Origin of the sequence: Algibacter aquimarinus (genome assembly GCF_039543265.1) — a bacterium.
In the GTDB taxonomy this organism is placed as follows: Bacteria; Bacteroidota; Bacteroidia; order Flavobacteriales; family Flavobacteriaceae; genus Algibacter_B; species Algibacter_B aquimarinus.
The window spans coordinates 67,932-90,923 of sequence record NZ_BAABJK010000002.1; the positions used below are offsets into that span (position 1 = coordinate 67,932).

At 30.8% G+C, this 22,992-nt stretch carries 23 protein-coding genes and 1 tRNA gene; 12 read left to right on the forward strand and 12 right to left on the reverse strand.

Going from position 1 to position 22,992, the window contains the following annotated elements:
- Positions 1-2 precede the first annotated feature (2 nt).
- Positions 3-1,181, reverse strand: a complete 1,179-nt coding sequence (locus ABD939_RS00320) for an AIR synthase related protein (protein WP_345163031.1) — start codon at positions 1,179-1,181, stop codon at positions 3-5.
- Between the two features lie 372 nt (positions 1,182-1,553).
- Positions 1,554-3,740: a glutamine synthetase III family protein gene (locus ABD939_RS00325; protein ID WP_345163034.1), complete on the reverse strand. Its 2,187-nt coding sequence runs from the start codon at positions 3,738-3,740 to the stop codon at positions 1,554-1,556.
- Positions 3,741-3,998: 258 nt separating this feature from the next.
- Here ABD939_RS00325 and ABD939_RS00330 point away from each other — a divergent pair, with 258 nt between their 5' ends.
- A complete protein-coding gene (locus ABD939_RS00330; protein WP_345163036.1) occupies positions 3,999-5,021 on the forward strand; it encodes a glutamine synthetase beta-grasp domain-containing protein in 1,023 nt (340 codons plus the stop codon).
- Between the two features lie 184 nt (positions 5,022-5,205).
- On the forward strand, positions 5,206-5,655 hold the full coding sequence (locus ABD939_RS00335) for an FKBP-type peptidyl-prolyl cis-trans isomerase (protein ID WP_345163039.1): 450 nt from the start codon (positions 5,206-5,208) through the stop codon (positions 5,653-5,655).
- A gap of 243 nt (positions 5,656-5,898) precedes the next feature.
- Here the strand turns inward: ABD939_RS00335 and ABD939_RS00340 are convergent, their stop codons facing one another.
- Entirely contained in the window at positions 5,899-8,715 is a 2,817-nt protein-coding gene (locus ABD939_RS00340) for a M16 family metallopeptidase (RefSeq protein WP_345163042.1), read from the reverse strand.
- A 239-nt stretch (positions 8,716-8,954) separates the two neighbouring features.
- Here ABD939_RS00340 and ABD939_RS00345 point away from each other — a divergent pair, with 239 nt between their 5' ends.
- From ABD939_RS00345 to ABD939_RS00360, 4 genes are all read left to right on the forward strand, one after another.
- Complete coding sequence (locus tag ABD939_RS00345) at positions 8,955-9,590, forward strand: MOSC domain-containing protein (protein ID WP_345163044.1); 636 nt, start codon at positions 8,955-8,957, stop codon at positions 9,588-9,590.
- Between the two features lie 43 nt (positions 9,591-9,633).
- Entirely contained in the window at positions 9,634-10,875 is a 1,242-nt protein-coding gene (locus ABD939_RS00350) for a DEAD/DEAH box helicase (RefSeq protein ID WP_345163047.1), read from the forward strand.
- Positions 10,876-10,885: 10 nt separating this feature from the next.
- Positions 10,886-11,386, forward strand: coding sequence for a cupin domain-containing protein (locus ABD939_RS00355; protein WP_345163050.1), 501 nt, complete (start codon positions 10,886-10,888; stop codon positions 11,384-11,386).
- A gap of 61 nt (positions 11,387-11,447) precedes the next feature.
- Entirely contained in the window at positions 11,448-12,776 is a 1,329-nt protein-coding gene (locus tag ABD939_RS00360; protein ID WP_345163053.1) for a hypothetical protein, read from the forward strand.
- Here ABD939_RS00360 and ABD939_RS00365 read toward each other — a convergent pair whose 3' ends face one another.
- Together ABD939_RS00365 and ABD939_RS00370 are read right to left on the reverse strand one after the other, a co-directional pair.
- On the reverse strand, positions 12,777-13,202 hold the full coding sequence (locus ABD939_RS00365) for a hypothetical protein (RefSeq protein ID WP_345163056.1): 426 nt from the start codon (positions 13,200-13,202) through the stop codon (positions 12,777-12,779).
- A complete protein-coding gene (locus ABD939_RS00370) occupies positions 13,192-13,770 on the reverse strand; it encodes an RNA polymerase sigma factor (RefSeq protein WP_345163059.1) in 579 nt (192 codons plus the stop codon). The genes ABD939_RS00365 and ABD939_RS00370 overlap by 11 nt, the downstream gene beginning before the upstream one ends.
- 154 nt (positions 13,771-13,924) lie before the next feature.
- Here ABD939_RS00370 and ABD939_RS00375 point away from each other — a divergent pair, with 154 nt between their 5' ends.
- Complete coding sequence (locus tag ABD939_RS00375; RefSeq protein WP_345163062.1) at positions 13,925-14,263, forward strand: DUF6249 domain-containing protein; 339 nt, start codon at positions 13,925-13,927, stop codon at positions 14,261-14,263.
- A 61-nt stretch (positions 14,264-14,324) separates the two neighbouring features.
- On the opposite strand, the gene ABD939_RS00380 is transcribed toward ABD939_RS00375, so the two are convergent.
- Positions 14,325-14,990, reverse strand: a complete 666-nt coding sequence (locus tag ABD939_RS00380) for a M15 family metallopeptidase (RefSeq protein WP_345163065.1) — start codon at positions 14,988-14,990, stop codon at positions 14,325-14,327.
- A 39-nt stretch (positions 14,991-15,029) separates the two neighbouring features.
- Between ABD939_RS00380 and ABD939_RS00385 the strand changes: the two genes are divergently transcribed.
- The 3 genes from ABD939_RS00385 to ABD939_RS00395 all read left to right on the forward strand — a co-directional run bounded on the left by ABD939_RS00385 (position 15,030) and on the right by ABD939_RS00395 (position 18,169).
- Entirely contained in the window at positions 15,030-15,623 is a 594-nt protein-coding gene (locus tag ABD939_RS00385; protein ID WP_345163068.1) for an alpha-ketoglutarate-dependent dioxygenase AlkB family protein, read from the forward strand.
- Between the two features lie 497 nt (positions 15,624-16,120).
- Positions 16,121-17,419 (forward strand): DUF819 family protein, encoded by a 1,299-nt coding sequence (locus ABD939_RS00390; protein ID WP_345163071.1) that lies wholly within the window; start codon positions 16,121-16,123, stop codon positions 17,417-17,419.
- Between the two features lie 51 nt (positions 17,420-17,470).
- Positions 17,471-18,169, forward strand: a complete 699-nt coding sequence (locus ABD939_RS00395) for a DUF4369 domain-containing protein (protein ID WP_345163074.1) — start codon at positions 17,471-17,473, stop codon at positions 18,167-18,169.
- Positions 18,170-18,242: 73 nt separating this feature from the next.
- On the opposite strand, the gene ABD939_RS00400 is transcribed toward ABD939_RS00395, so the two are convergent.
- From ABD939_RS00400 to idi, 5 genes are all read right to left on the reverse strand, one after another.
- A tRNA-Thr gene (locus tag ABD939_RS00400) sits at positions 18,243-18,316 on the reverse strand.
- Between the two features lie 19 nt (positions 18,317-18,335).
- Positions 18,336-18,605 (reverse strand): hypothetical protein, encoded by a 270-nt coding sequence (locus ABD939_RS00405; RefSeq protein ID WP_345163077.1) that lies wholly within the window; start codon positions 18,603-18,605, stop codon positions 18,336-18,338.
- Between the two features lie 28 nt (positions 18,606-18,633).
- Positions 18,634-19,596: a type I phosphomannose isomerase catalytic subunit gene (locus ABD939_RS00410; protein ID WP_345163080.1), complete on the reverse strand. Its 963-nt coding sequence runs from the start codon at positions 19,594-19,596 to the stop codon at positions 18,634-18,636.
- 10 nt (positions 19,597-19,606) lie between these two features.
- The gene (locus ABD939_RS00415) at positions 19,607-20,017 is read right to left on the reverse strand and encodes a 6-pyruvoyl trahydropterin synthase family protein (RefSeq protein ID WP_345163082.1); all 411 of its coding nucleotides are present in this window, start codon (positions 20,015-20,017) and stop codon (positions 19,607-19,609) included.
- Entirely contained in the window at positions 20,014-20,538 is a 525-nt protein-coding gene (gene idi / locus ABD939_RS00420) for an isopentenyl-diphosphate Delta-isomerase (protein WP_345163085.1), read from the reverse strand. The genes ABD939_RS00415 and idi overlap by 4 nt, the downstream gene beginning before the upstream one ends.
- A 129-nt stretch (positions 20,539-20,667) precedes the next feature.
- Here idi and ABD939_RS00425 point away from each other — a divergent pair, with 129 nt between their 5' ends.
- Together ABD939_RS00425 and ABD939_RS00430 are read left to right on the forward strand one after the other, a co-directional pair.
- The gene (locus ABD939_RS00425) at positions 20,668-22,257 is read left to right on the forward strand and encodes a peptide chain release factor 3 (RefSeq protein ID WP_345163088.1); all 1,590 of its coding nucleotides are present in this window, start codon (positions 20,668-20,670) and stop codon (positions 22,255-22,257) included.
- A gap of 130 nt (positions 22,258-22,387) precedes the next feature.
- Positions 22,388-22,618, forward strand: a complete 231-nt coding sequence (locus ABD939_RS00430) for a (4Fe-4S)-binding protein (protein WP_345163091.1) — start codon at positions 22,388-22,390, stop codon at positions 22,616-22,618.
- A 44-nt stretch (positions 22,619-22,662) separates the two neighbouring features.
- Here ABD939_RS00430 and ABD939_RS00435 read toward each other — a convergent pair whose 3' ends face one another.
- The gene (locus ABD939_RS00435) at positions 22,663-22,980 is read right to left on the reverse strand and encodes a DUF3467 domain-containing protein (RefSeq protein WP_345163094.1); all 318 of its coding nucleotides are present in this window, start codon (positions 22,978-22,980) and stop codon (positions 22,663-22,665) included.
- Between the last annotated feature and the right edge of the window lie 12 nt (positions 22,981-22,992).

The following is a 22,992-nucleotide window of genomic DNA, read 5'->3' on the forward strand; positions in this document are numbered from 1 at the left end:
TTTTAATAAGTAAACTCTCCAAATTCTGATTTTATCGTAAGCTTTTTAGTTTTTGAAGCCTCAACTCTTCCAATAACTTTAGCATCTACCTGAAATGATTTTGAGATTGCAATAATATCTTCAGCTATTTCTGGTTGCACATAAAGTTCCATACGGTGCCCGCAATTAAAAACTTGATACATTTCCTTCCAATCTGTTTTGCTTTGCTCTTGTATCAGTTTAAAAAGTGGTGGAATTGAAAACATATTATCTTTTATAATATGAAACTCATCAACAAAATGAAGAATTTTTGTTTGCGCACCACCAGAACAGTGAACCATACCATGGATATCGTTACTATTATATTTTGATAAAATTTCTTTTATAATAGGCGCATAAGTACGTGTTGGGGACAAAACTAATTTACCAGCATCAATTGGAGAATTTTCAACTGCATCAGTTAATTGAACGCCTCCAGAATACACCAACTCTTCTGGCACAGCGGCATCAAAACTCTCAGGATATTTTTTAGCTAAATATTTACTAAACACATCGTGTCTGGCAGACGTTAAACCGTTACTACCCATACCACCGTTGTATTGTTTTTCATAAGATGCTTGCCCGAAACTTTCTAAACCCACAATAACATCACCTGCTTTAATATTAGCATTATCTATTACATCGCTTCGTTTCATTCTAGCTGTAACGGTAGAATCAACAATTATGGTTCTTACTAAATCGCCAACATCAGCAGTTTCACCACCAGTAGAATGAATGGTTACACCAAAAGATTTTAAATCTTCAAGCAGCTCTTCTGTTCCATTTATAATTGCTGATAAAACCTCACCTGGAATTAAACTTTTATTTCTTCCAATGGTTGAGGATAACATAATATTATCAGTAGCACCAACACATAATAAATCGTCAATATTCATAATTAAGGCATCTTGCGCAATACCTTTCCATACAGAAACATCGCCTGTTTCTTTCCAATACATATATGCCAAAGACGATTTTGTTCCTGCACCATCAGCATGCATAATCAAACAATAATTATCGTCATTTGTTAAATAATCTGGTACTATTTTGCAGAATGCTTTTGGAAACAAACCTTTATCAATATTTTTTATGGCGTTGTGTACATCTTCTTTTGATGCTGAAACACCACGTTGTGCATATCGTTTTGAAACTTCTTGACTCATAATGTTGTATTGTGATGCAAAGAAAAGGAATATTTTAAAAATTAAGAGTCTTTAATTTAAATATGAAACGGGTTTTATTAACGGGTTTTTAACTACTTTCGCCTAACTTCGGATGTAAAACTTTAAAACGATTTCATATCTGCGAAATAGTTAGACAAACCCAAAAAAAAACTTCCTTTTCAGTTTTAAACTATGCTGGCAAATAAACGCGTTAGGGATTGTAGTGGCATCCTTTTTAAAAAGACAAAAACCAAAAAAAATAATTATAATATAGTTTTAAATATTACCATGTAACTTGATAATTACCTTAGTTTTTTAAAAAGATATAGCGTAAAGCCCGACCTCTTTTCGAGGTAACGCCCAAACAAAAAACTATCGTGTAAACAACATTTCTCGATACTTGGTTAATGGCCAAATTTCATCATCTACTAACAATTCTAGCTTGTCGCAATGGTAACGAATGTCGTTAAATATAGGCTTAACTTTATTACAATACGCTAGTGCTTTCTTTTCAATATCTATTATGGCGTTTGCATTTCTGCGCTCGTCTATCATTTTTGTAACGTTGGAGTTTATACCTTCTATATGTTTAGATATATCCTCTATCAAATTAATTTGCTCTTTGGCTACACTTTCAAATTTTTTATCGAAAATACCTTTTAATCCTCTTACATTCTCAATTAAAATGTTTTGATATTTAACTGCTGTTGGAACAATATGATTTCTGGCTATATCGCCCAAAACACGACCTTCTATTTGAATATGTAAACTGTAAGCTTCCATATCAATTTCATAACGCGCTTCAGTTTCTATTTTACTCATAACCTTCATTTCTTCAAAAAGGGTAATTGTTTTTTTAGAAATTTTGGCTTTTAAAGCTTCTGGGGTTGTTTTGTTATTACTTAAGCCTCTTTTTTTAGCTTCTTTTTCCCATGCCTCTCCATAGCCATTTCCTTCAAACAAAATTGCTCTTGATGATTTTATATATTCCCTTAATACATTAAAAACTGCTTCGTCTTTCTTTAAATCTTTTTTATTAACCAAAGCATCTACCTCAACCTTAAAATCTTTTAATTGTTTAGCAACAATGGTATTTAAAATGGTCATTGGTTTTCCGCAATTTGCAGTAGAGCCTACCGCTCTAAACTCAAATTTATTGCCTGTAAATGCAAAGGGTGATGTTCTGTTTCTGTCGGTATTGTCCAATAAAACATCAGGTATTTTTCCAACAACATTTAATTTAAGTTCTGTTTTTTCTTGAGGTGATAATTTACCTTTTGTAACACCTTCTAACTCCTCTAAAACTTTGGTTAATTGCTTTCCTATAAATACTGAAATAATAGCTGGTGGTGCCTCGTTTGCTCCCAGCCTATGGTCGTTACTAGCCGAAGCAATTGCAGCTCTAAGCAAGGCTTCGTTTTCGTGTACAGCCTTTATTGTATTTATAAAAAAGGTTAAAAACTGTAAATTACTCATTGGTGTTTTTCCTGGTTGTAATAAATTAATACCAGTATCGGTTGATAATGACCAGTTGTTATGTTTACCAGAACCATTAATTCCTGCAAATGGTTTTTCGTGCAACAACACCTTAAAATTATGTTTTGATGCTACTCGCCCCATAACATCCATAAGTAATGAATTGTGGTCTACGGCTAAATTTGCTTCTTCATAAATAGGTGCTACCTCAAACTGATTTGGCGCTACTTCGTTATGTCTTGTTTTTACAGGTATTCCTAAAAGCATGCACTCGTTTTCTAACTCGCGCATAAAGTTTAATGCTCTATTAGGTATAGAACCAAAGTAGTGGTCGTCTAACTGTTGTCCTTTTGCTGGTGAATGGCCTAATAGCGTTCTTCCTGTTAACATTAAATCTGGACGACTCGCTGCTAGCAACTTATCTACTAAAAAATATTCTTGCTCCCATCCTAAAGACGACGTTACCTTTTTCACATTTTTATCAAAATATTTACACACAGCAGTTGCTGCATCATCTACCGCATGTAAAGCTCTTAGTAATGGTGTTTTATAATCTAAAGCTTCTCCGGTATAAGCCACAAATATTGTTGGTATACAAAGTGTTGTACCATATATAAATGCTGGAGATGTTGGGTCCCATGCCGTATAGCCTCGCGCCTCAAAAGTATTTCTTATACCTCCGCTTGGAAAGCTTGATGCGTCAGGTTCTTGTTGTACTAATTGATTGCCGCCAAACTTTTCAATAGCCATACCATCATCTGTTGTTTCAAAAAAGGCATCATGCTTTTCTGCTGTAACTCCTGTTAGTGGCTGAAACCAATGCGTATAGTGCGTTACACCTTTTGAAAGCGCCCAGTCTTTCATGGATGAAGCCACCTGATCTGCTATGCTTCTATCAATTTTTTTACCGTGGTTTATCGCATTTATTACACCTTTAAAAGCATCATTAGTTAAGTACTGACGCATTGTATTTTCATTAAATACATTCTCACCAAAAACATTAGATCGTCGTCCTTTTTCTTCTACATGTATAGACTTATAGGCCAAGGATTCTTTTATAGCATGAAATCTTAATTTTGACATTTTTAGGTTTGATTATGTTGATGAAACAAAAGTAATTAGCTTGAATAAATTTACCTACATTAAAAAAAAATATTGTTAACAATTTTTCAGTAATCTATCAAAATAATAGTCTTTTTTTAAAATAAACCTCAAAAAAATGGGGTATAAATAAAAATAACTCGACAAATTACTAAAACACCCCTTAAAATTTACAGTCTCTTTATAATAATTTATATTTGTGTGATTAACAATTAATATCTTATTCATAAAATATTCATTATGGCAAAAATTAAATTAGAATACCTTTGGTTAGATGGGTATTACCCAACTCAAAATTTGAGAAGTAAAACAAAGGTAGAAGAGCATGAAAACTTCAAAGGTACAATAGAAGAACTAGGAATGTGGTCTTTTGACGGATCTTCAACTAGACAAGCAGAAGGTGGATCTTCAGATTGTTTATTAAAACCTGTAGCTATTTATCCAGATCCAGATAGAATCAATGGATACTTAGTAATGACTGAAGTTTTAAACGCAGATGGAACGCCTCACACATCTAACGGAAGAGCTACTATTGATGATGATGATAATGATTTCTGGTTTGGTTTCGAGCAAGAGTATTTTATTATGGATACTAAAACACAATTACCATTAGGCTTCCCTGTTGGTGGTTATCCTGCACCACAAGGTATGTATTACTGTTCTGTTGGTGGTAGAAATACACATGGTAGAGATTTAGTTGAAGAGCATGCGGATTTATGTATTGATGCAGGTTTAAACTTTGAAGGTATTAACCAAGAGGTTGCTTCGGGACAATGGGAATTTCAATTGTTTGCAAAAGGCGCTAAAAAAGCTGGTGACGAAATATGGGTAGCTAGATACTTACTAGATCGTTTAACTGAGAAATATGGTTACTACATTGAGTACCACCCAAAACCATTAGGAAAAGATATGGATTGGAATGGTTCTGGTATGCACGCAAACTTCTCTAATACAACGTTAAGAACTTGTGGTTCTAAAGAAACTTACGAAGCAATTTGTGAAGCTTTCCGTCCAGTTGTAAAAGAGCACATCGAAGTTTACGGTGAGTTTAATGACCAACGTTTAACAGGAGATCATGAAACTGCTGCTATTACTGATTTCTCTTATGGAGTTTCAGATAGAGGAGCTTCAATTCGTATTCCAATTATTACTGTTGAAAAAGGCTGGAAAGGCTGGTTAGAAGATAGAAGACCAGCTTCAAACGGTGACCCTTATAAAATTGCTGGACGTATTATTAAAACTGTTAAATCTGCTAAAGTTTAATAATTACAGCACAAATTTTGTTCATGAAAAAAGCGCTAATATTTATTTATTAGCGCTTTTTTTTATGTTGTATTAAAGCTAAATAATTGTTACTTAATAATAAACTTTTACCAATTTAATTTTAACATTAATCTTTTATGTAAAAATAACAAGTGTAGTTATATTTGCCAGAAATAAATTTACTATGAAAAAAATAATTCTCGCTTTTAGTCTTATCTTCTTTTTTGCTTGTTCTGATAATGATTCTGAAGATTTCACTCAGGCAAATGAAGATGAAATCACTCAATTCATCGCAGATAATAACTTAAATGCCCAAAAAAGTAGCTCAGGTTTATACTATGTAATAGATAATCCGGGTACTGGTGTGCAACCAACTTCATCTGATAATGTAACCGTAGCTTATAAAGGCTATTTTACAAATGGTGATGTATTTGACCAAAGTAGTGCTGAAGGCATTTCGTTTGGTTTACAACAAGTAATACAGGGATGGACAGAAGGTATTACCTATTTTAAAGAAGGTGGTAGCGGTATTTTGTTAATTCCATCACGTTTAGGATATGGCAATAGAGGACGAGGTAACATACCTGGTGGAGCTGTGCTTATTTTTGATATTAACCTTATAGAGGTAAATTAAAATAATGACTTTAATTTATAAAAAACCACATTGTTTTCACAATGTGGTTTTTTGTTTAAAAGCAAGTATTTGTAAACTATAACTATGTAATTAGCTATTAAAAACTAAAAGAAATAATAATCTCTTTTTATCAAAATAAAAAGCAAAAAAAGTGCCTATTAAAGTATTAATAGGCACCTATTTATAAAGCTATTATAACCATACTGTAAACATAATTCCCATTTACAGCAGTATTTTCAAAATTTAGTCATTATTTTTTGGCTTAAATACAATTTCATACGATTGCCCATCACCTATAACTTGTTTTGCTATATTTTGAATATCACTTTTTGACATGTTAGTTACAATATCTTCAAAGTTTTTTGGATCATTCATGTTGTAATTATACTTATAAAAATTTCTAAGTAATTGCATATCGTAAGAATTTTTATCTTTTGATTGCTGACGTTCTTTTAAAAAGTTAGTTCTGGTTTTTTCTAAATTTTCATCCATAATTTCGCCATCTGCCATTTTTTGTAATTCTGCTTGCACAATACCTACTAACTTTTCAGCTAAATCTGGGTTACAATCAAAACTTACTGAAACATAAGCCTGAGATTTTGGCTCTCTAGAAAATCTAGCAAATGCTCTTGGGCTATAAGCGCCACCTTCAGATTCTCTTACAGTTTCTGTAATGCGTAATTGCAATATATCGCCTAAAGCGTCCGTATAAAGCGCATTTTTAATTGAATAAGGCATTTCTTTCTTATAAGCAATATTAATACGTGCTTTTGGGTCTTCCATGCTTAGATAAATATCTTCATCTATTTTACCCGATAACCAAGTAGCACCATTGTCTTTATAGGCTTCAGTAGTATTTTTTGTTGGAATACTAGCTATGTATTTTTCTAAAAGTGGTTTTAGTTCCTCTTCTTTAACATCGCCTACTAAAATAAATTCGAAGTCGGAAGCATCCGCAAAACGATCTTGATAAATAGATTTAATTTTATCAAATGAGATATCATCAGCATAAGCTTGCGTAAACAAACGTTCTTTAGGATTGTCTTTTCCATATAAAGCAACGGTAAGACTATCTCTCATTTTTTCTCCTATATCTTTACCCCTTCTTGTAATATAGTTACTAATGTTGCTTTGTAATACTTTATAGGATTCTTCATCAAAGCGTGGCTTAACAAAATACATATATACCATTTGTAACATAGTTTCCACATCTTTTGTGTTAGAAGACCCACTTAGGTTTTCATCAATTTCTCCTAGTCTAATTCTAACATTTGCTGTTTTTCCAGCTAAAATTTTTCTTAAATCTGTTGATGTAAAATCTCCTAATCCTGACATTTGCACTAAGTTACCCATTAAACTTGCTGATGGTAAGTCTTCATCACTTAATAAAGAAGTACCTCCATAACTATAAGCAGATAAGGCTACTTTATCTTTCTCTTTGTCAACAAATTTATAATGAACCTTAACACCATTACTTAGCGTAAAAGTTGTAGAACCTAAATCATCATTAGTTTCTGTACTTGAAATTTTACCGTTAGTAATTTTAACACCAGATACTAGTGTTTTCCCTTTTAATGCTTCCGAATACGGTTCAAGATTTGGATTATTTTCAACAGCTAAAATAATTTGTTTTGCTTGTTCTTCAGTCAAATTATCTTGCCCTTCAACTCCAGTTACATTTAAATATCTGTTTTCTTGAGCGTATAATCTTTTAATAGTTTCATGAATATCTTCTTTTGTAATATCGTTGAAGAGATTTTTAGCTATTTCATACTCCTTTTCAATATCAGAAATAGTTTTGTTTTCTAAGTAATTATTTTGAATTGATCTTACTATTTGCCTGTGACTGATGTCATTCTTTTTTGCAATTTGATTTTCATAAGATGTTTTAAGCTGTGCAATAGTTCTATCTATTTCAGATTGTAAGTAACCAAACTTCACTGCCCTTACTACCTCATTTAGTACTTGAGCAAATGCTTCCTTTTGTTTATTCGGTTTTGGTGCTATACCTACACTAAATGCATTTGAAGTTCTAGCCATTCCTCTGTAACCTCCAAAGGCACCTAAAAAATTAGCATCTGGTTTCTGAGCCAATTCTCTAATTCTAGCAGATAACATAGAAGTTGCCATAGACTCTAGTAATGAGCGTTTTAAATCGGCAACTGTTTCTGTTTCTAAAGATTTTTTATGACGAATACCAAAACTAATGTTGGCGGTTGAAACTTCTGGATCCATTCCTAAGCTATATAACATTTCTTTATTATCGGGTATATCAATAATAAAACGCTCTCTAGGATTATCAACTGCTGGGATTTTAGAAAACTTACTAATAATTTTTTGCTCAATCTCATTCAAATCTACATCACCAATAACTGCTATCGCTTGCAAGTCTGTTCTGTACCAATCATGGTAAAAATCGCGTAATGCTTTGTATTCAAAACCTTCTACAACTGACATTAAACCTATTGGTAATCTATCAGCATATTTAGAATGGTTAAATGTAATTGGTAACGAAGTTTGAAATAATCGCATTTGTCCATTTTGTCTAGTACGCCATTCTTCTTTTATTACACCACGTTCCGCATCAATTTCTTCATCTGTTAAAAGTAAATAATTAGACCAATCGTTTAGTACAGTCAAACAAGTATCTACAAGACCATCTTTAGTTGGGATATTGGTTAAATTATAGACTGTTTCATCAAACGACGTGTAGGCGTTTATATCCTTTCCAAAAACAGCTCCATGTTTTTGAAGGGTGTTAAGAATTCCTTTACCAGGGAAATTTTGCGTTCCGTTAAATGCCATATGTTCTAAAAAATGAGCTAATCCTTGCTGGTCATCATTCTCTAAAACAGAACCAACGTTTTGAATAATATAATAGCTAGCCGCATCTTTTACTACATCTGTACTTTTAATATAATACGTTAAGCCATTTGGTAAAACTCCTTTTTTAATGGATTCGTCTGTTGGTATCGGACTACTATAAGCTGCAGTTTGAGCAAATCCATTAAAATTAATACAGCAAAAAGTAAAAATTGTAAGCTTTAAAATAAATTTCATTTAATTTTTTTTTAAGTAATTTAAATAATAATTAGTGTTTTCCAAACAAATTTAGTTTATAAAACTTGATTATTATGTTAATTTTGTGTGAATAAAAAAGCACTTTTCAATGTTTACCAACCGCAAATGATGACCAACAAATTTGCTATTGACTTACAAATGAAAACAGTTAAAATTTCAATATCTTACATAAGTTTTAATGAATTATATTTTAAAACAAACAATACTGTAAATACACTATGCAAATAAGTGCAACCAACACAGCTAAACCAACAACCATTATTTGGAATGATAAAGAAGTAATAACTGGGATTCATAAAACACCGACAAACAAACCCATATTTTTAGGAAAAGATATAGTTGAAAATGATGAAGTATCAGATAGGAAATACCATGGAGGAGAGTTTAAAGCATGTTATTTGTTTTCTGAAGACCATTATAATTATTGGAAAAACTTGTATCCAGAACTCGATTGGAATTGGGGTATGTTTGGTGAAAACATAACCGTTTCCGGTTTAAATGAAAAAGAGCTTCATATTGGTGATATTTACAAAATTGGTTCTGCTCAAATTCAAGTAACTCAGCCTAGAGAACCTTGTTTTAAATTAGGTGTTAAATTTGGCTCTCAAGAAGTTTTAAAACAATTTATTAACCACGGCTTTCCGGGTACTTACACTCGGATATTAGAAGAAGGCTATGTTAAAGCTGGCGACACCTTTGAATTAGTTAATAAAACTAAAAATACTTTAAGTATTTGGCAATTTTTCAATTTATTATATAGCAAAGAAAAGAACCAAGGACACATAAAATTAATTTTAGATAATAATGCACTACCAAAACAAAAACGAGAAAAGCTTAAAGCTTATTTAAAATAAGTTTGTGCCGGTTTATCATATCTTTGCCATAAATATGTTGTAGATGTCTTTTAAAGATTTAAAAATAAGTAAACCCATTTTACGTGCTATTGCAGAAGCTGGATACGATAACCCTACTCTGGTTCAAGAAAAAACAATCCCGCTAGTTTTAAGCAAAAAAGATGTGATTGTATCTGCACAAACAGGAACAGGAAAAACAGCTGCTTTTGCACTTCCTATTTTACAATCGCTTTTAGATCAACAAGACGCCCCAAAAAAAGGAAAAACTGTAAAAGCATTAATTATAAGTCCAACTCGAGAGTTAGCAATTCAAATTGAAGATAATTTTAAAACCTACAACACATATACTAACTTAAGAACCACTGTTGTTTACGGTGGCACCTCAATCGAACCACAAAAAGATATTTTAAGAAAAGGGGTTGATATTTTAATTGCAACTCCTGGACGTCTATTAGATTTACATAAGCAAGATATAATCAATTTGGATTATGTTGAAACCCTAGTTTTAGATGAAGCCGATTTAATGCTAGACATGGGTTTTATTGATGATGTAAGAAAGATTGAGCGTTTATGTACCAGAGAAAAGCAAATACTGCTTTTTTCAGCAACCATTCCTCATAAAGTAGAACAATTAGCTAATTCTGTTTTAAATACACCTGAGCGTGTTGAAGTAGCCCAAAATTCTTCTACTTCAAAAAATGTTGCTCAATTGCTTTATTACGTGCCCAAACGAAATAAAATTGAATTGTGTTTACATCTACTTAGAAACACTATTAAAGGAAATATTATCATTTTTAGACGCACTAAATTTGGTGTAGACAAACTTGAAAAAACACTCTTAAAAAATGGTTACAGAGTTGATAGTATTCACGGTGATAAAAGTCAGACTGGTAGACAAGATGCTCTAAATAAATTTAAGAGAGGAGATGTTAATATTTTAATTGCTACCGATGTTGCAGCACGCGGTATAGATATAAATAATTTAGACGCCGTAATTAATTTTGATTTACCAAATATTCCAGAAACCTACGTACATAGAATTGGCAGAACAGCAAGAGCTGGAAATACTGGAATAGCCTATTCACTTTGTTCTTCTGATGAAAAGAATTACATAAAAAGTATCCAGCAACTTATTCAATTGCAATTGGATATTATTGAAGATCACCCCTATCCGCTTGACCCAAAAGCGAAACCGATTATTCATAAGTCGAAAAAAACTGGTAGTAAACATAAAAAAGGTAGAAAAAGCGTAGCTTCAAAAAAGAAAAAAAAGCGTTGGTATTAAACATTAGTTAATGTCTGAAATTGAACAAATAATAAATAAATTACAACTATTACCTCATCCTGAAGGTGGTTATTTCAAAGAAGTTTACAGAAGTGAAGGACTAATAAATAATGACAGTTTAAATTCAGATTTTTCTGGAAAACGTAATTACTCAACATCCATTTATTTTCTGTTAACGTCAAACAATTTCTCTGCGTTTCATAGAATAAACCAAGATGAGATTTGGCATTTTTATAAAGGTTCCCCCATTAAACTTCATGTAATTTCTAAAAAAGGTGATTACAAAAATGTTATTATTGGCAATGATTTAGAGAAAGAAGAAACACTTCAATACATTGTTCCGGCAAAATGTTGGTTTGCTGCAGAAGTAATAAACCAAGATGCTTTTAGCTTGGTTGGCTGTACTGTTTCACCTGGATTTGATTTTGATGATTTCGAACTTGCTGAAAGAAATGCTTTAATTTCAAAATTTCCTCAACACAAAGCCCACATATTAAAACTGACCAGATAGTAATTATTAAATTGGGCTAAAATATTCTAAAAGTCATTATCTTAGAGAAAATATTCTATTTATGAGTAATGATTACACAAATCCTGCTTTTAAAAAGTTACTAAAAAAACTACAAGAAGAGAGCTGGCAATTAGAACTTATTATTTCTGGTTTTGCAATTTTCGGATTAATTACCGCTTATCCAAATATTCAATTAAGTGTTCAAGAATCTGAAAATAGTGAACAAATCTATAAATTTATCATTTCGCTTGTAGCCCTTATTTCTTGTGCTATTTTAATATTTAATTTACTATTGCACGTTATGCTTCGTGGCTTATGGATTGGCGCACTAGGTTTACGCTATGTGTCTGGAGATATAGATTATGAAAGTTTAAATTACAGCAAAAAATTCACCAAATATTTAGAAAAAAAAGTAGGATCTTTTGATAAATACATTGCAACATTAGAGAATTACTGTAGCATTATTTTCGCTATTTCATTTTTACTAATTTTTTATGTGCTCGCAATAACATTTACAATATTAACTATTGCTTTTATTGGTAACTTTATAATTGATAACGATAATTTGCCAAATTGGTTATCGAATGGAGTTGGCATTCCTCTAGTTATTTTTATCGTTCTTGGTATGCTTATAACTTTTATAGATTTTTTAACTCTTGGTTTTTTAAAGAAGAAAAAATGGATTTCTAAAATATATTTCCCAATCTATTGGGTATTTAGTTTTATAACATTGTCTTTTTTATACAGACCTATAGTTTATAATTTTCTTGATAATAAGTTTGGAAGACGCTTAAGTTTAATTTTAGTACCATTATATGTACTTATTTTAATAACTACATCCTTAAAATATAATCCGTCTAATTATTTAAGTACTGATACTTATTCAAATGAAGTAATAGCTAACAACGAAAACTATGAGGATTACTTAATTAAAAGCAATGGCTTTATGAGAAATTCCATGATTCAATCAAAAGTAATTACAGATCCATACATAAAAGTGTTTTTAGTTTTTTCTGATAATATTGAAGATATTGTTTTTAGTTTTAACCCTAGTTTAAAGCCTAAAGAAGATAAAAGAGGATTAGAAACTAACATTACCATTGGAGGAAATAATCAATTTAACTTTGGTAATAGAGCTGAAAGTATTCAAAGAGAATATATAGAAACATTTAACTCTATATACTATGTGATTATAGATTCTACAAAATATCAGCCTAAATTTGTTTTATCTAAAAACCATAAAAATGAGTTAGGTTTTGAAACATATATTAGCACAAATATGCTAGATGAAGGCAAGCACCTTTTAAAGGTAAACCGCTTAAGAATAAGTAAAGGTGATACTATACGATGGAATATTTCAAAAATTCCCTTTTGGTTTTACAAGGACTAATTATATTTCTAAACGCTTATTAAAATGGTATTTTAATAACGGAACTTGTATACATAGCATACCTCCAAATAATATTATAGCGTAAGCAAAAACTTTAGGTATTGAAAAGTTTGAAATAGCATTCGAGGCTTTATTATTTGATATTACACTAAAGTCAATAGCATTGAACCAATTAGAACGAGGAGACACTTCAGTTTGGCTACTAAAGAATACAATATAGACTAACAAAGCTATAAATACTGCAAAAATAACACCCCAAGTATACTTAGAAATAAGGGGCTTATAAACAATTGATTTACTTTGGTTAAGCATATTTACCTCAGCCATTACAGAGTTAGTAAAATTAAATGAAGGGCTTTCAACTGCAGCTTCTTTAATAACTTTATTAGTTATTTCCTCTAAATATTTATCTACCTTATCTTTCATATTGTTCAATTATTTCAGGCTCTAGATGCCTCTTTAAAACAGTGGCTAGCTTTTTTCTACTTCTATGTATTTTAACCTTTATATTATTTGTTTTTAGATTAACTGTTTTTGCAATTTCATCTAAAGTCATATCATCAAAATAATATAAAGTTAACAAAAAGCTATCTTCACTTGGCAACAAAGCTATACAATTTTGTATTGCTTTACTTTGCTCTTCTTTCTCTAATTTAAAAAGTGCATTATCAATAGTTTTTATTTGATGTTCTGTAAATTCATCTATAGGCACATCATTAAAATGCTTTCTATTCTTTTTTAATCGATCTAAACTTGTATGGTAAGCTATTTTATAAATCCATGTTGAAAATTTAGAATCTCCTTTAAACTTGCCTAGAGATTTATAAGCTTTAATAAAAGTATCTTGTGCCACCTCCTCTGCTTCCTCTCTATTTTTCATCATTCTTAAGGTTAAGGTATACACCAAATCCTTGTAACGGTTTACTAAGACAGTAAATGCATTAGTATCGCCATCAATTATTAAATTGATATAATGTTGATCGTTAGTAGTCATTTTTAAGGTAAGACGATCTAAACTGAATTTAGGTTACATAAAAACTAAAAAAAATATTTTTAGAAAAAAGTGTAACCAAAATCAAAAGATTATCGTCATAAGCTAAGAACAATTAAAATTAATGAATTAAATAATCAATTAAAAAACAACAATTATGGAAGAAATATTAATCCCAATCAGTTTATTTTTAGCAATTTTTGGAGTAGTTTATCTTTATTTATCTACTCGAAATAAAGAGCGTTTAGCCCTTATAGAAAAAGGAGCAGACGCAAGTATTTTTATGAGAGGCCGAAGCTCTAGCCCAATTTGGAAAGTTATCCTTTTAAATTTAGCTTTATTATTAATGAGTATTGGTGTAGGCGTTTTTATAGCCTCTATTTTAGACAATTATACTACTTTAGGGGATTCTGTTTATCCTGGTACTATTTTCCTAATGGCTGGCTTAGGGCTATATATAGGGTTTAATAAAAGTAAAGATTTGGATAAAGAATAAATCAATTTTCAATCAATCAAAAAACTTTAAAAACCTGTTTTCTTATAGAAAACGGGTTTTTTTATTGAATGGGAAAATCAAAATAAGTACTAGGAAAAGGTTCTCCTCTAAGTGTAAAATGCCACCATTCTTTTGGGTAATTTCTAAAACCATGTTTAGCCATAACCCTCTGTAAAAGTTGTCTGTTTACTTTCTGAGACTCAGAAATATCTTCATAATTTACCCAAGACTCTATTCCAAAAAAATCATATGGACTTCCCATATCTAAAGGAATTCCAGTATTACCATCAATAATAGTTAAATCTAAAGTACTGCCTCTACTATGCCCCGAGCGTGACGCAATATATTCTTCTTTAAATAAATTTTTCTTTTCCGTATTTGGATAAAAAACGTGTTTGTTTATTGTATCATTTAAATTTTTAGCCCATTTTATAAAATGATTAACGGCACTTTGCGGTCGGTAACCATCGTATACTTTTATACACAAGTTATTATTTTGTAATTCTTCATGAACATGCTTTAATGCATCTGCTGCTTCTTGAGTTAAAATAAGTTTATTTACTTCATAACCATCAATAGGTTTTCCAACAAAGTTATAATCACCAAAGTATCTTAACTCAATATCTAAATCAGGTATAACATCTTTAACATATACAAACCCATTTGGTAATTGAGCAAAAACATTTACACAAAAAAGACTTGCGAAAATTATAACCTTTAACTTCATTTTTATTTTGATTTATGCTAATTTAGAAAATAAAAGAATATGCTTTTTAGTAATCCTATAAATTTAGAAATGAAAGATGGTAATGTTGTTTATTACCCTAATTTCTTTAATAAAAATCAAGCTGACATCTTTTTTGAAAACCTACTGCAATCCATTAATTGGCAACAAGACAATATAACAGTTTTCGGGAAAACATATTTACAACCAAGGCTTACCGCTTTTTATGCTGATAATAGCAAAAATTATAAGTACAGTAACATTACTATGAAACCTCATCATTTTAGTGGAGATTTACTAAAAATAAAAACAAATATAGAAACCAAGCTTGATATAAAATTTACAAGTTGTTTAGCAAACTTATATAGAGATGGCAATGATAGTAATGGTTGGCATGCAGACGATGAGAAGGAACTTGGTATAAACCCAATTATAGCGTCAATTTCATTTGGTGAAAAAAGAGTTTTTCATTTTAAACACAGATACAATAAGGAACTCAAGAAAAAGTTGGTTTTAGATCCAGGAAGCTTATTATTAATGAAAGGAGCAACTCAAGAAAACTGGCTTCATCAAATTCCAAAAACAAAAAAACAAATAGGAGAAAGAATTAATTTAACTTTTAGAATTATAAAATAAAAAAGCCGAGTTCCCTCAAACTCGGCTTCCTTTCAATTTGCTTTTTTATATTATGACGTTAGATTTGGGGTCTCCATATCAACAACATAATGCAAATATTAATTAATTAATCCATTGAACTAAAAAGTGTGTTATTTAGTACACTCCAAATATATAATTATTAAATAATATAAAACGATTAAATACACTATTAATCGATGAAATACACTTAATTTTAACATTTAAAGATAAAAAACACTATATTATCGATTAAATACACTTTAGAGATACTTGTAAAATAAAAAAAGCACTCTAAAAAAGAGTGCTTTTTTTCTAACTAACCAACCAAAATATGAATTACACTTCTTAAGTTTAAAGTAACCACTCAATAAACTTTTTAGTATTTGAATGTAATTACTTTTAATAATTCAAACACCGTGCCAAACTGTAAAACTCAACTTTTTACCATATAATATATATTTCACTAATTTGCATAAATAATAATTTACATTCAGACTATGCAACCTTTATTCACTAATGATACCATTGTATTTGGACTATTAATGTTAATGCTAGGTTTTGTGTTTTACACATCCTCTAGTTCAAACTCAATATGGAAAAAATTTTACAAATATATTCCAGCATTACTTCTAGCCTACATGCTTCCTGGTGCTTTAACAACTTTAGGAATAATAGCACCAGAATGGACAACTATTAGTGCATCTGGTGAAGTTATTGAGCATAGTTCGCAACTGTACTACATTGCTAGTAGGTTTTTACTTCCTGCAGCGCTAGTATTAATGACACTTAGTATAGACCTGAAGGGAATTTATAATCTTGGTCCAAAAGCACTAATTATGTTTTTAACAGGAACCGTTGGCGTTATAATTGGTGGTCCTCTGGCTATTTTATTAATATCCATTATATCTCCTGAAACTGTTGGAGGTGCAGGTCCGGATGCTGTTTGGAGAGGTTTAGCAACTTTAGCAGGTAGTTGGATTGGTGGAGGAGCTAACCAAGCGGCAATGCTGGAGATATATGGTTATAATACAGATAACTATGCAGGTATGGTAATCGTAGATATTGTTGTTGCTAATATCTGGATGGCTATTTTACTATTAGGGATTGGCAAATCTGATAAGATTGATAAATGGCTTAAAGCTGACAATACAGCTATTGAAGCTTTAAAAAAACGTGTTTCGTCACATGCATCTAAAATTTCCAGAAATCCGTCACTTAGTGATTTCATGATAATATTGGGCATTGCATTTACAGTTGTTGGACTATCTCATTTTGGAGCTAATAATATTTCTGAATATCTAAAATCTAATTTTGAAATTATAAGTGATAAAACATCTGCAATGTCCTCTTTTGGTTCACAGTTTTTCTGGATGATAACCATTGCAACCGTTGTTGGAATACTTCTTTCTTTCACGAAACTCAAGCAGTACGAAGGTGCAGGTGCTAGTAAGATTGGAAGTGTTTTTATTTACATTTTAGTTGCAACTATAGGTATGAAAATGGATCTTACTAGAATTACAGAAAATCCAGGTTTAATTTTTGTTGGTCTAGTCTGGATGTTTATACATGTAGTACTCCTAATTTTAATTGCAAAAATTATAAAGGCACCTTATTTTTTCTTGGCTGTTGGTAGTAAAGCAAATATTGGCGGTGCAGCTTCTGCTCCGGTAGTTGCTGCTGCTTTTCACCCATCGTTAGCCACTGTTGGAGTTCTTCTAGCTGTTTTTGGGTATGTAGTTGGTACCTATGGTGCTATGCTTTGTGCAGAGTTAATGAAAATTGCAGCAGCTGGTTAGTTTTAATAAATAATTTTAAGATATTTGCCATTCTTAAATTAAAATCCATAAATGAAAAAACTATCTCTTTTACTTGTTCTTCTTTTTATATTTTCTTGTAGCGAAAAACAACCTGATTTACTTGTAAAGGTTAATATAAAAGGGCTAAAAAAAGGAACTGTTTACTTGAAAAAAACGAACGATTCAACTCTAATAACAGTTGATTCTTTGAATATAAATGGAAATTCAGAATTTGAATTACGAAGTGATTTAGATTCTCCTGAAGTTTTCTTTCTTTTTTTAGACAAACAAAGTGCAGAAAATGATAACATTGTTTTTTTTGCAGATAATGGTATCACTGAAATAAATACAACATTAAAAAACTTTGCTTTCGATGCCAAAATTAAAGGCTCTAAACAACAACAACTATTAGAAGAGTATCAATCTATAATTTCTAGGTTAAACAATAGAAATTTAGATTTAATTAAAGAGAATTTTGAAGCTCAAAAAGAAGGAGACACAGCAAAATTAAATGCTATTCAAAAGGAATACGACAACTCCTTAAAAAGAAAATATTTATACACTGTAAATTTTGCATTAAATAATAAAGACAGTGAAATAGCACCTTATTTAGCTTTAACAGAGATTTATGACGCCAAAATTAATTTTTTAGATACCATAAATAATTCTTTATCAACTGAAGTAAAGGCTTCAAAATATGGAAAAAAATTACAATCTTTTATTGATGATATAAAAGCTTCAGAAAAGTAGTATCTATTAACACTAGTAACTAAAAAGCAAAAGTTCCTTCTCATTATGAAGGAACTTTTGCTTTTTATAAAAGAGCCGATGGAGGGACTCGAACCCACGACCTGCTGATTACAAATCAGCTGCTCTAGCCAGCTGAGCTACATCGGCGCGTTGACCAATAATTATATTAACCTAGTTTATTAATTTTTTCAATTAAAGCCTTCCCTTTATTTTCCAACTCCTGGTTTATAGACTTAAAATGTGCTTTAGCATTCTCAACATCTTTAGCGTTTACCTTGGCGATTAATTCGTCAAAGGTTTCAATAGCTTCATCAATTATTGCCTCGCTTTTTTTGGTATCTTTATCTGTATTCTCATATTCCCATACGTAAACAGCTTCAATAATATCTCCTAAAACATAATTAATATCCTTTTTAAGGTCTCTAACATTTGCCATAATATCTTATTTAAATTTCAATACAAAACTAAACATAAACTTCTAATAGAGTAGCTTTTTTTGAAGTAATTTGGTAATTTTTAATTGCAGCTGGCAGTAATACAGTTTGTCCTTTTTTCAAATATTCCGATTTACCATTTACAACTATTTCTGCTTCACCATCAACACATAAATATATTAAAAATGAATCATGAGCGTTTGTTTTACAAATGGTTTTACTAACCTCTAAATAGCTTGTTGTAAAATATGGACAACTTACCATTTCATTGGATTCATTTATTGTTTTAGAATAGTTAACTCTAAAATTATCTGGCATATTAAAATCGAAAGCATCTATAGCCAAATCGTTATGTAGTTCTCTTTCATTACCCTCATCATCTACTCTATCCCAATCGTAAACACGATATGTAATATCACTAGTTTGTTGAATTTCTGCTAACATAACCCCAGCTCCAATGGCATGTACACGTCCTACTTCAATAAAATACGTGTCGCCAGTTTTTACTTTATCAAAATTTAAAATTTTAGTAAGCGTTTTACTCTCTAGGTGTTCTAAGTATTTTTCTGAAGTCATATCTTGATTAAAACCAACAATAAGGTTTGAGTCATCATCGGCCTGCATAACATACCACATTTCGGTTTTTCCAAAAGAATTATGACGTTTTGCAGCCAACTCATCATTTGGGTGTAATTGAATTGATAAATCTTCTTTAGCATCAATAAACTTAATAAGTAATGGAAATTTATTCCCAAATGCTTCATAGTTCTTTTCCCCTATTAAATCTGCTTGATATGTTTCTAATAATTCTTTTAAAGATTTTCCTTTTAAACTACCATTAGAGACTATTGATGTATCGCCTTCAACATCACTAACTTCCCAACTTTCACCAACATTTGGTAAATTGTTTTCTTTGTTTAAAAGACTTTTCAATTTTTGCCCTCCCCAAATTTTATCTTTCAATATTGGGTTAAATTTTAATGGGTATAACATATGTATTGTTTTATTCCCCTGAATATGAGACGAAATTTCTAGGTGTTTCGTAAAGCGTAATTTCTAATATTAATTCAGGGCTTAATTTAACTTTCATTTTATTATATATTACGACTGCAATATTTTCAGCAGTTGGATTTAAGTCTTTAAATTCTGGTACTTCAACATTTAAGTTTTTATGATCAAAAGCATCTTCCACCTCGCTTTTTATAATGTCTTTTAGAACTTTCATATCTATTACATAACCCGTTTCTTTGTCAATTTCACCAGTTACGCTTACAATAAGCTCATAATTGTGTCCATGAAAATTAGGATTATTACATTTCCCGAAAATTTCATCATTTTTATCAAAATCCCAATCTTTTCTATACAGTCTGTGTGCTGCATTAAAATGTGCTTTTCTACTGACTGTTACTTTCATGGCTTAATGTTTATGTGTTCGTAAAACTTATCAAAAATAACCTTAAACCATTCGGTATATAATTCAGGATGTAAAGAAATATCAACTTTTACATCTTCAAGAGGCATCCATTTCCAATCAGCTACTTCTTCCAAATTTATTATTGGCTTTTGGTCATAATATCCCAATAACACATGATCGTACTCATGTTCCGTTAAACCATTATCAAAAGGTGCTTTATAGATGAATGAAACAGATTCTTTTAAATCTACAACAAAACCCATTTCTTCCATCAAGCGTCTTTTTCCTGCTTGAATATTAGTTTCTCCATCTCGTTGATGGCTGCAACATGTATTTGTCCATAGTCCTGGGGAATGATACTTATTTAAAGCTCTTTGTTGTAACATTAACTCATTTTTATTGTTGAAAATAAAAACTGAAAATGCTCTATGCAATATGGCTTTTTCGTGAGCCTCCATTTTTGGCATTAAACCAATTTGCTCATCCTTTTCGTTAACAAGGATTACTTTTTCTTCTTTCATAGTTTAACAAAAATACCAAGTAAATTTTTAAAAAACATTATTCTATTAATAATTTTAAAAAGTAGCTTAATCTTCTATACCTATTGAGGTTATAAATATTATATTTGCATCCCATTTGCACAAATATTTATGAGTTTTTTAAAAGAAATTGAACGCAGGCGAACCTTTGGCATTATATCTCACCCAGATGCAGGTAAAACAACTTTAACGGAAAAGTTATTACTTTTTGGTGGAGCCATTCAAGAAGCAGGTGCTGTAAAAAGTAACAAGATAAAAAAAGGAGCTACAAGTGATTTTATGGAAATTGAACGTCAGCGTGGAATTTCTGTTGCAACTTCTGTTTTAGCTTTTGAATATGACGGCATAAAAATTAACATACTTGATACTCCTGGGCATAAAGATTTTGCAGAAGATACTTTTAGAACACTTACTGCTGTGGATAGTGTTATCGTGGTTATAGATGTAGCAAAAGGTGTAGAGGAACAAACTGAAAAACTAGTTGAAGTTTGTAGAATGCGAAATATACCAATGATTGTGTTCATAAATAAGATGGATAGAGAAGGTAAAGATGCTTTCGATTTATTAGATGAAGTTGAACAAAAGTTAGGTTTAAAAGTTACTCCTTTAAGTTTTCCAATAGGAATGGGTTATGAGTTTAAAGGTATTTACAATATTTGGGAGAAAAACTTAAATCTTTTTAGTGGAGATAGTAGAAAAGACATTGAAGAGACCATTGAGATTTCAGATTTAACTTCTCCAGAATTAGATAAATTAGTTGGAGAAAAAGCAGCTTCAACTTTAAGAGAAGAAATAGAACTTGTTGAAGGTATCTATCCATCTTTTGATAAGGATAACTATTTACAAGGAAACTTGCAACCTGTATTTTTTGGTTCAGCTTTAAATAACTTTGGAGTAAGGGAGTTGTTAGATTGTTTTATAGAGATAGCTCCAAAGCCAAGAGCCAAACAAAGTGAAGAACGTTTAGTAAAGCCTGATGAAAACAAATTTAGTGGTTTTGTTTTTAAAATACATGCTAATATGGACCCGAACCATAGAAACCGTTTGGCATTTGTTAAAATTGTATCAGGTGAATTTAAAAGAAATACACCTTATTTACATGTAAGGCACGGAAAGAAAGTAAAATTCTCAAGTCCAAATGCCTTTTTTGCTGAAAAGAAAGAAATTGTAGATATCTCTTATCCAGGTGATATTGTAGGATTGCAAGACACTGGTACTTTTAAAATAGGTGATACCTTAACAGAAGGTGAAATTTTAAATTATAAAGGTGTGCCTAGTTTTTCACCAGAACACTTTAGGTATATTAATAATGCAGACCCATTAAAATCTAAGCAACTCTATAAAGGTATCGACCAATTAATGGATGAAGGTGTTGCACAATTATTCACCTTAGAACTTAATGGCAGAAAAGTTATTGGTACTGTGGGTGCTTTACAATATGAAGTTATACAATATAGGCTTGAACATGAATACGGAGCAAAATGTACTTATGAAAATTTAAATGTACATAAAGCGTGTTGGATTGAGGCTGAAGATGAAAAAAGTGAAGAATTTAAAGAGTTCATTAGAGTTAAACAACGATTTTTGGCAAAGGACAAAAGAAACCAATTGGTTTTTTTAGCTGATTCTCCATTTTCGCTCCAAATGAGTCAACAAAAATATCCAAATTTAAAATTTCATTTAGTCTCAGAATTTAAATAATACATAGATTTTTATTAAAAAAATGCATTTTGACGTGTTTTTTAGTATTTTTATCGATATATTTGATTTTCAAAAATACTTCCCTCTTTTTTATTTGATAACTGAATCTAACCCCAAATTGATTTAACTTATGAAAATAAATGCTCAAGAATTTAGTAATAAAGACATTACTATAGCCTACGACCCTTGTATATGCAAGCAATCAGAAGTATGTTGTAAGGAGCTTTCAAGCGTTTTTAGAAATTCTGTAATTCCTTGGATAGATTTAGATGGTGCTAATATAAAGGATATCAAAAAGCAAATAAAGAAATGCCCTTCAGGAGCTTTAAAATTTCGAATTAATAAAAGAGAAGTTGCATAAATTAAAAAAAGCCCATGAAAAATATTCATAGACTTTTTTATCTTTTATGCTTGCCCAGTTGGACCAAAATTTAGTGGTATTGGAGGTTGTTCATAATCCTTAATTTCTCCATGAGCATTCTCAAACCTTGATACATTGTCGCCTAGTGCTTTTAGTAATCGTTTAGCGTGCTGCGGAGTTAATATAATTCTAGATTTAACCTTACTTTTAGGAATACCAGGCATTATACTAACAAAGTCTACTACAAATTCTGATACCGAATGATTAATAATAGCTAAGTTAGAATATATACCCTCAGCTACTTTTTCATCTAACTCTATATTAATTTGTCCTTGCTTCGGTTTATCATTTTCGTTTGCCATAATAATTTACTT

Bases quoted from the DNA above. Each gene is read 5' to 3' on its own strand.
- ABD939_RS00320 (WP_345163031.1), bottom strand. From the start codon at position 1,181: ATGAGTCAAGAAGTTTCAAAACGATATGCACAACGTGGTGTTTCAGCA.
- ABD939_RS00325 (WP_345163034.1), bottom strand. From the start codon at position 3,740: ATGTCAAAATTAAGATTTCATGCTATAAAAGAATCCTTGGCCTATAAG.
- ABD939_RS00330 (WP_345163036.1), top strand. From the start codon at position 3,999: ATGGCAAAAATTAAATTAGAATACCTTTGGTTAGATGGGTATTACCCA.
- ABD939_RS00335 (WP_345163039.1), top strand. From the start codon at position 5,206: ATGAAAAAAATAATTCTCGCTTTTAGTCTTATCTTCTTTTTTGCTTGT.
- ABD939_RS00340 (WP_345163042.1), bottom strand. From the start codon at position 8,715: ATGAAATTTATTTTAAAGCTTACAATTTTTACTTTTTGCTGTATTAAT.
- ABD939_RS00345 (WP_345163044.1), top strand. From the start codon at position 8,955: ATGCAAATAAGTGCAACCAACACAGCTAAACCAACAACCATTATTTGG.
- ABD939_RS00350 (WP_345163047.1), top strand. From the start codon at position 9,634: ATGTCTTTTAAAGATTTAAAAATAAGTAAACCCATTTTACGTGCTATT.
- ABD939_RS00355 (WP_345163050.1), top strand. From the start codon at position 10,886: ATGTCTGAAATTGAACAAATAATAAATAAATTACAACTATTACCTCAT.
- ABD939_RS00360 (WP_345163053.1), top strand. From the start codon at position 11,448: ATGAGTAATGATTACACAAATCCTGCTTTTAAAAAGTTACTAAAAAAA.
- ABD939_RS00365 (WP_345163056.1), bottom strand. From the start codon at position 13,202: ATGAAAGATAAGGTAGATAAATATTTAGAGGAAATAACTAATAAAGTT.
- ABD939_RS00370 (WP_345163059.1), bottom strand. From the start codon at position 13,770: ATGACTACTAACGATCAACATTATATCAATTTAATAATTGATGGCGAT.
- ABD939_RS00375 (WP_345163062.1), top strand. From the start codon at position 13,925: ATGGAAGAAATATTAATCCCAATCAGTTTATTTTTAGCAATTTTTGGA.
- ABD939_RS00380 (WP_345163065.1), bottom strand. From the start codon at position 14,990: ATGAAGTTAAAGGTTATAATTTTCGCAAGTCTTTTTTGTGTAAATGTT.
- ABD939_RS00385 (WP_345163068.1), top strand. From the start codon at position 15,030: ATGCTTTTTAGTAATCCTATAAATTTAGAAATGAAAGATGGTAATGTT.
- ABD939_RS00390 (WP_345163071.1), top strand. From the start codon at position 16,121: ATGCAACCTTTATTCACTAATGATACCATTGTATTTGGACTATTAATG.
- ABD939_RS00395 (WP_345163074.1), top strand. From the start codon at position 17,471: ATGAAAAAACTATCTCTTTTACTTGTTCTTCTTTTTATATTTTCTTGT.
- ABD939_RS00405 (WP_345163077.1), bottom strand. From the start codon at position 18,605: ATGGCAAATGTTAGAGACCTTAAAAAGGATATTAATTATGTTTTAGGA.
- ABD939_RS00410 (WP_345163080.1), bottom strand. From the start codon at position 19,596: ATGTTATACCCATTAAAATTTAACCCAATATTGAAAGATAAAATTTGG.
- ABD939_RS00415 (WP_345163082.1), bottom strand. From the start codon at position 20,017: ATGAAAGTAACAGTCAGTAGAAAAGCACATTTTAATGCAGCACACAGA.
- idi (WP_345163085.1), bottom strand. From the start codon at position 20,538: ATGAAAGAAGAAAAAGTAATCCTTGTTAACGAAAAGGATGAGCAAATT.
- ABD939_RS00425 (WP_345163088.1), top strand. From the start codon at position 20,668: ATGAGTTTTTTAAAAGAAATTGAACGCAGGCGAACCTTTGGCATTATA.
- ABD939_RS00430 (WP_345163091.1), top strand. From the start codon at position 22,388: ATGAAAATAAATGCTCAAGAATTTAGTAATAAAGACATTACTATAGCC.
- ABD939_RS00435 (WP_345163094.1), bottom strand. From the start codon at position 22,980: ATGGCAAACGAAAATGATAAACCGAAGCAAGGACAAATTAATATAGAG.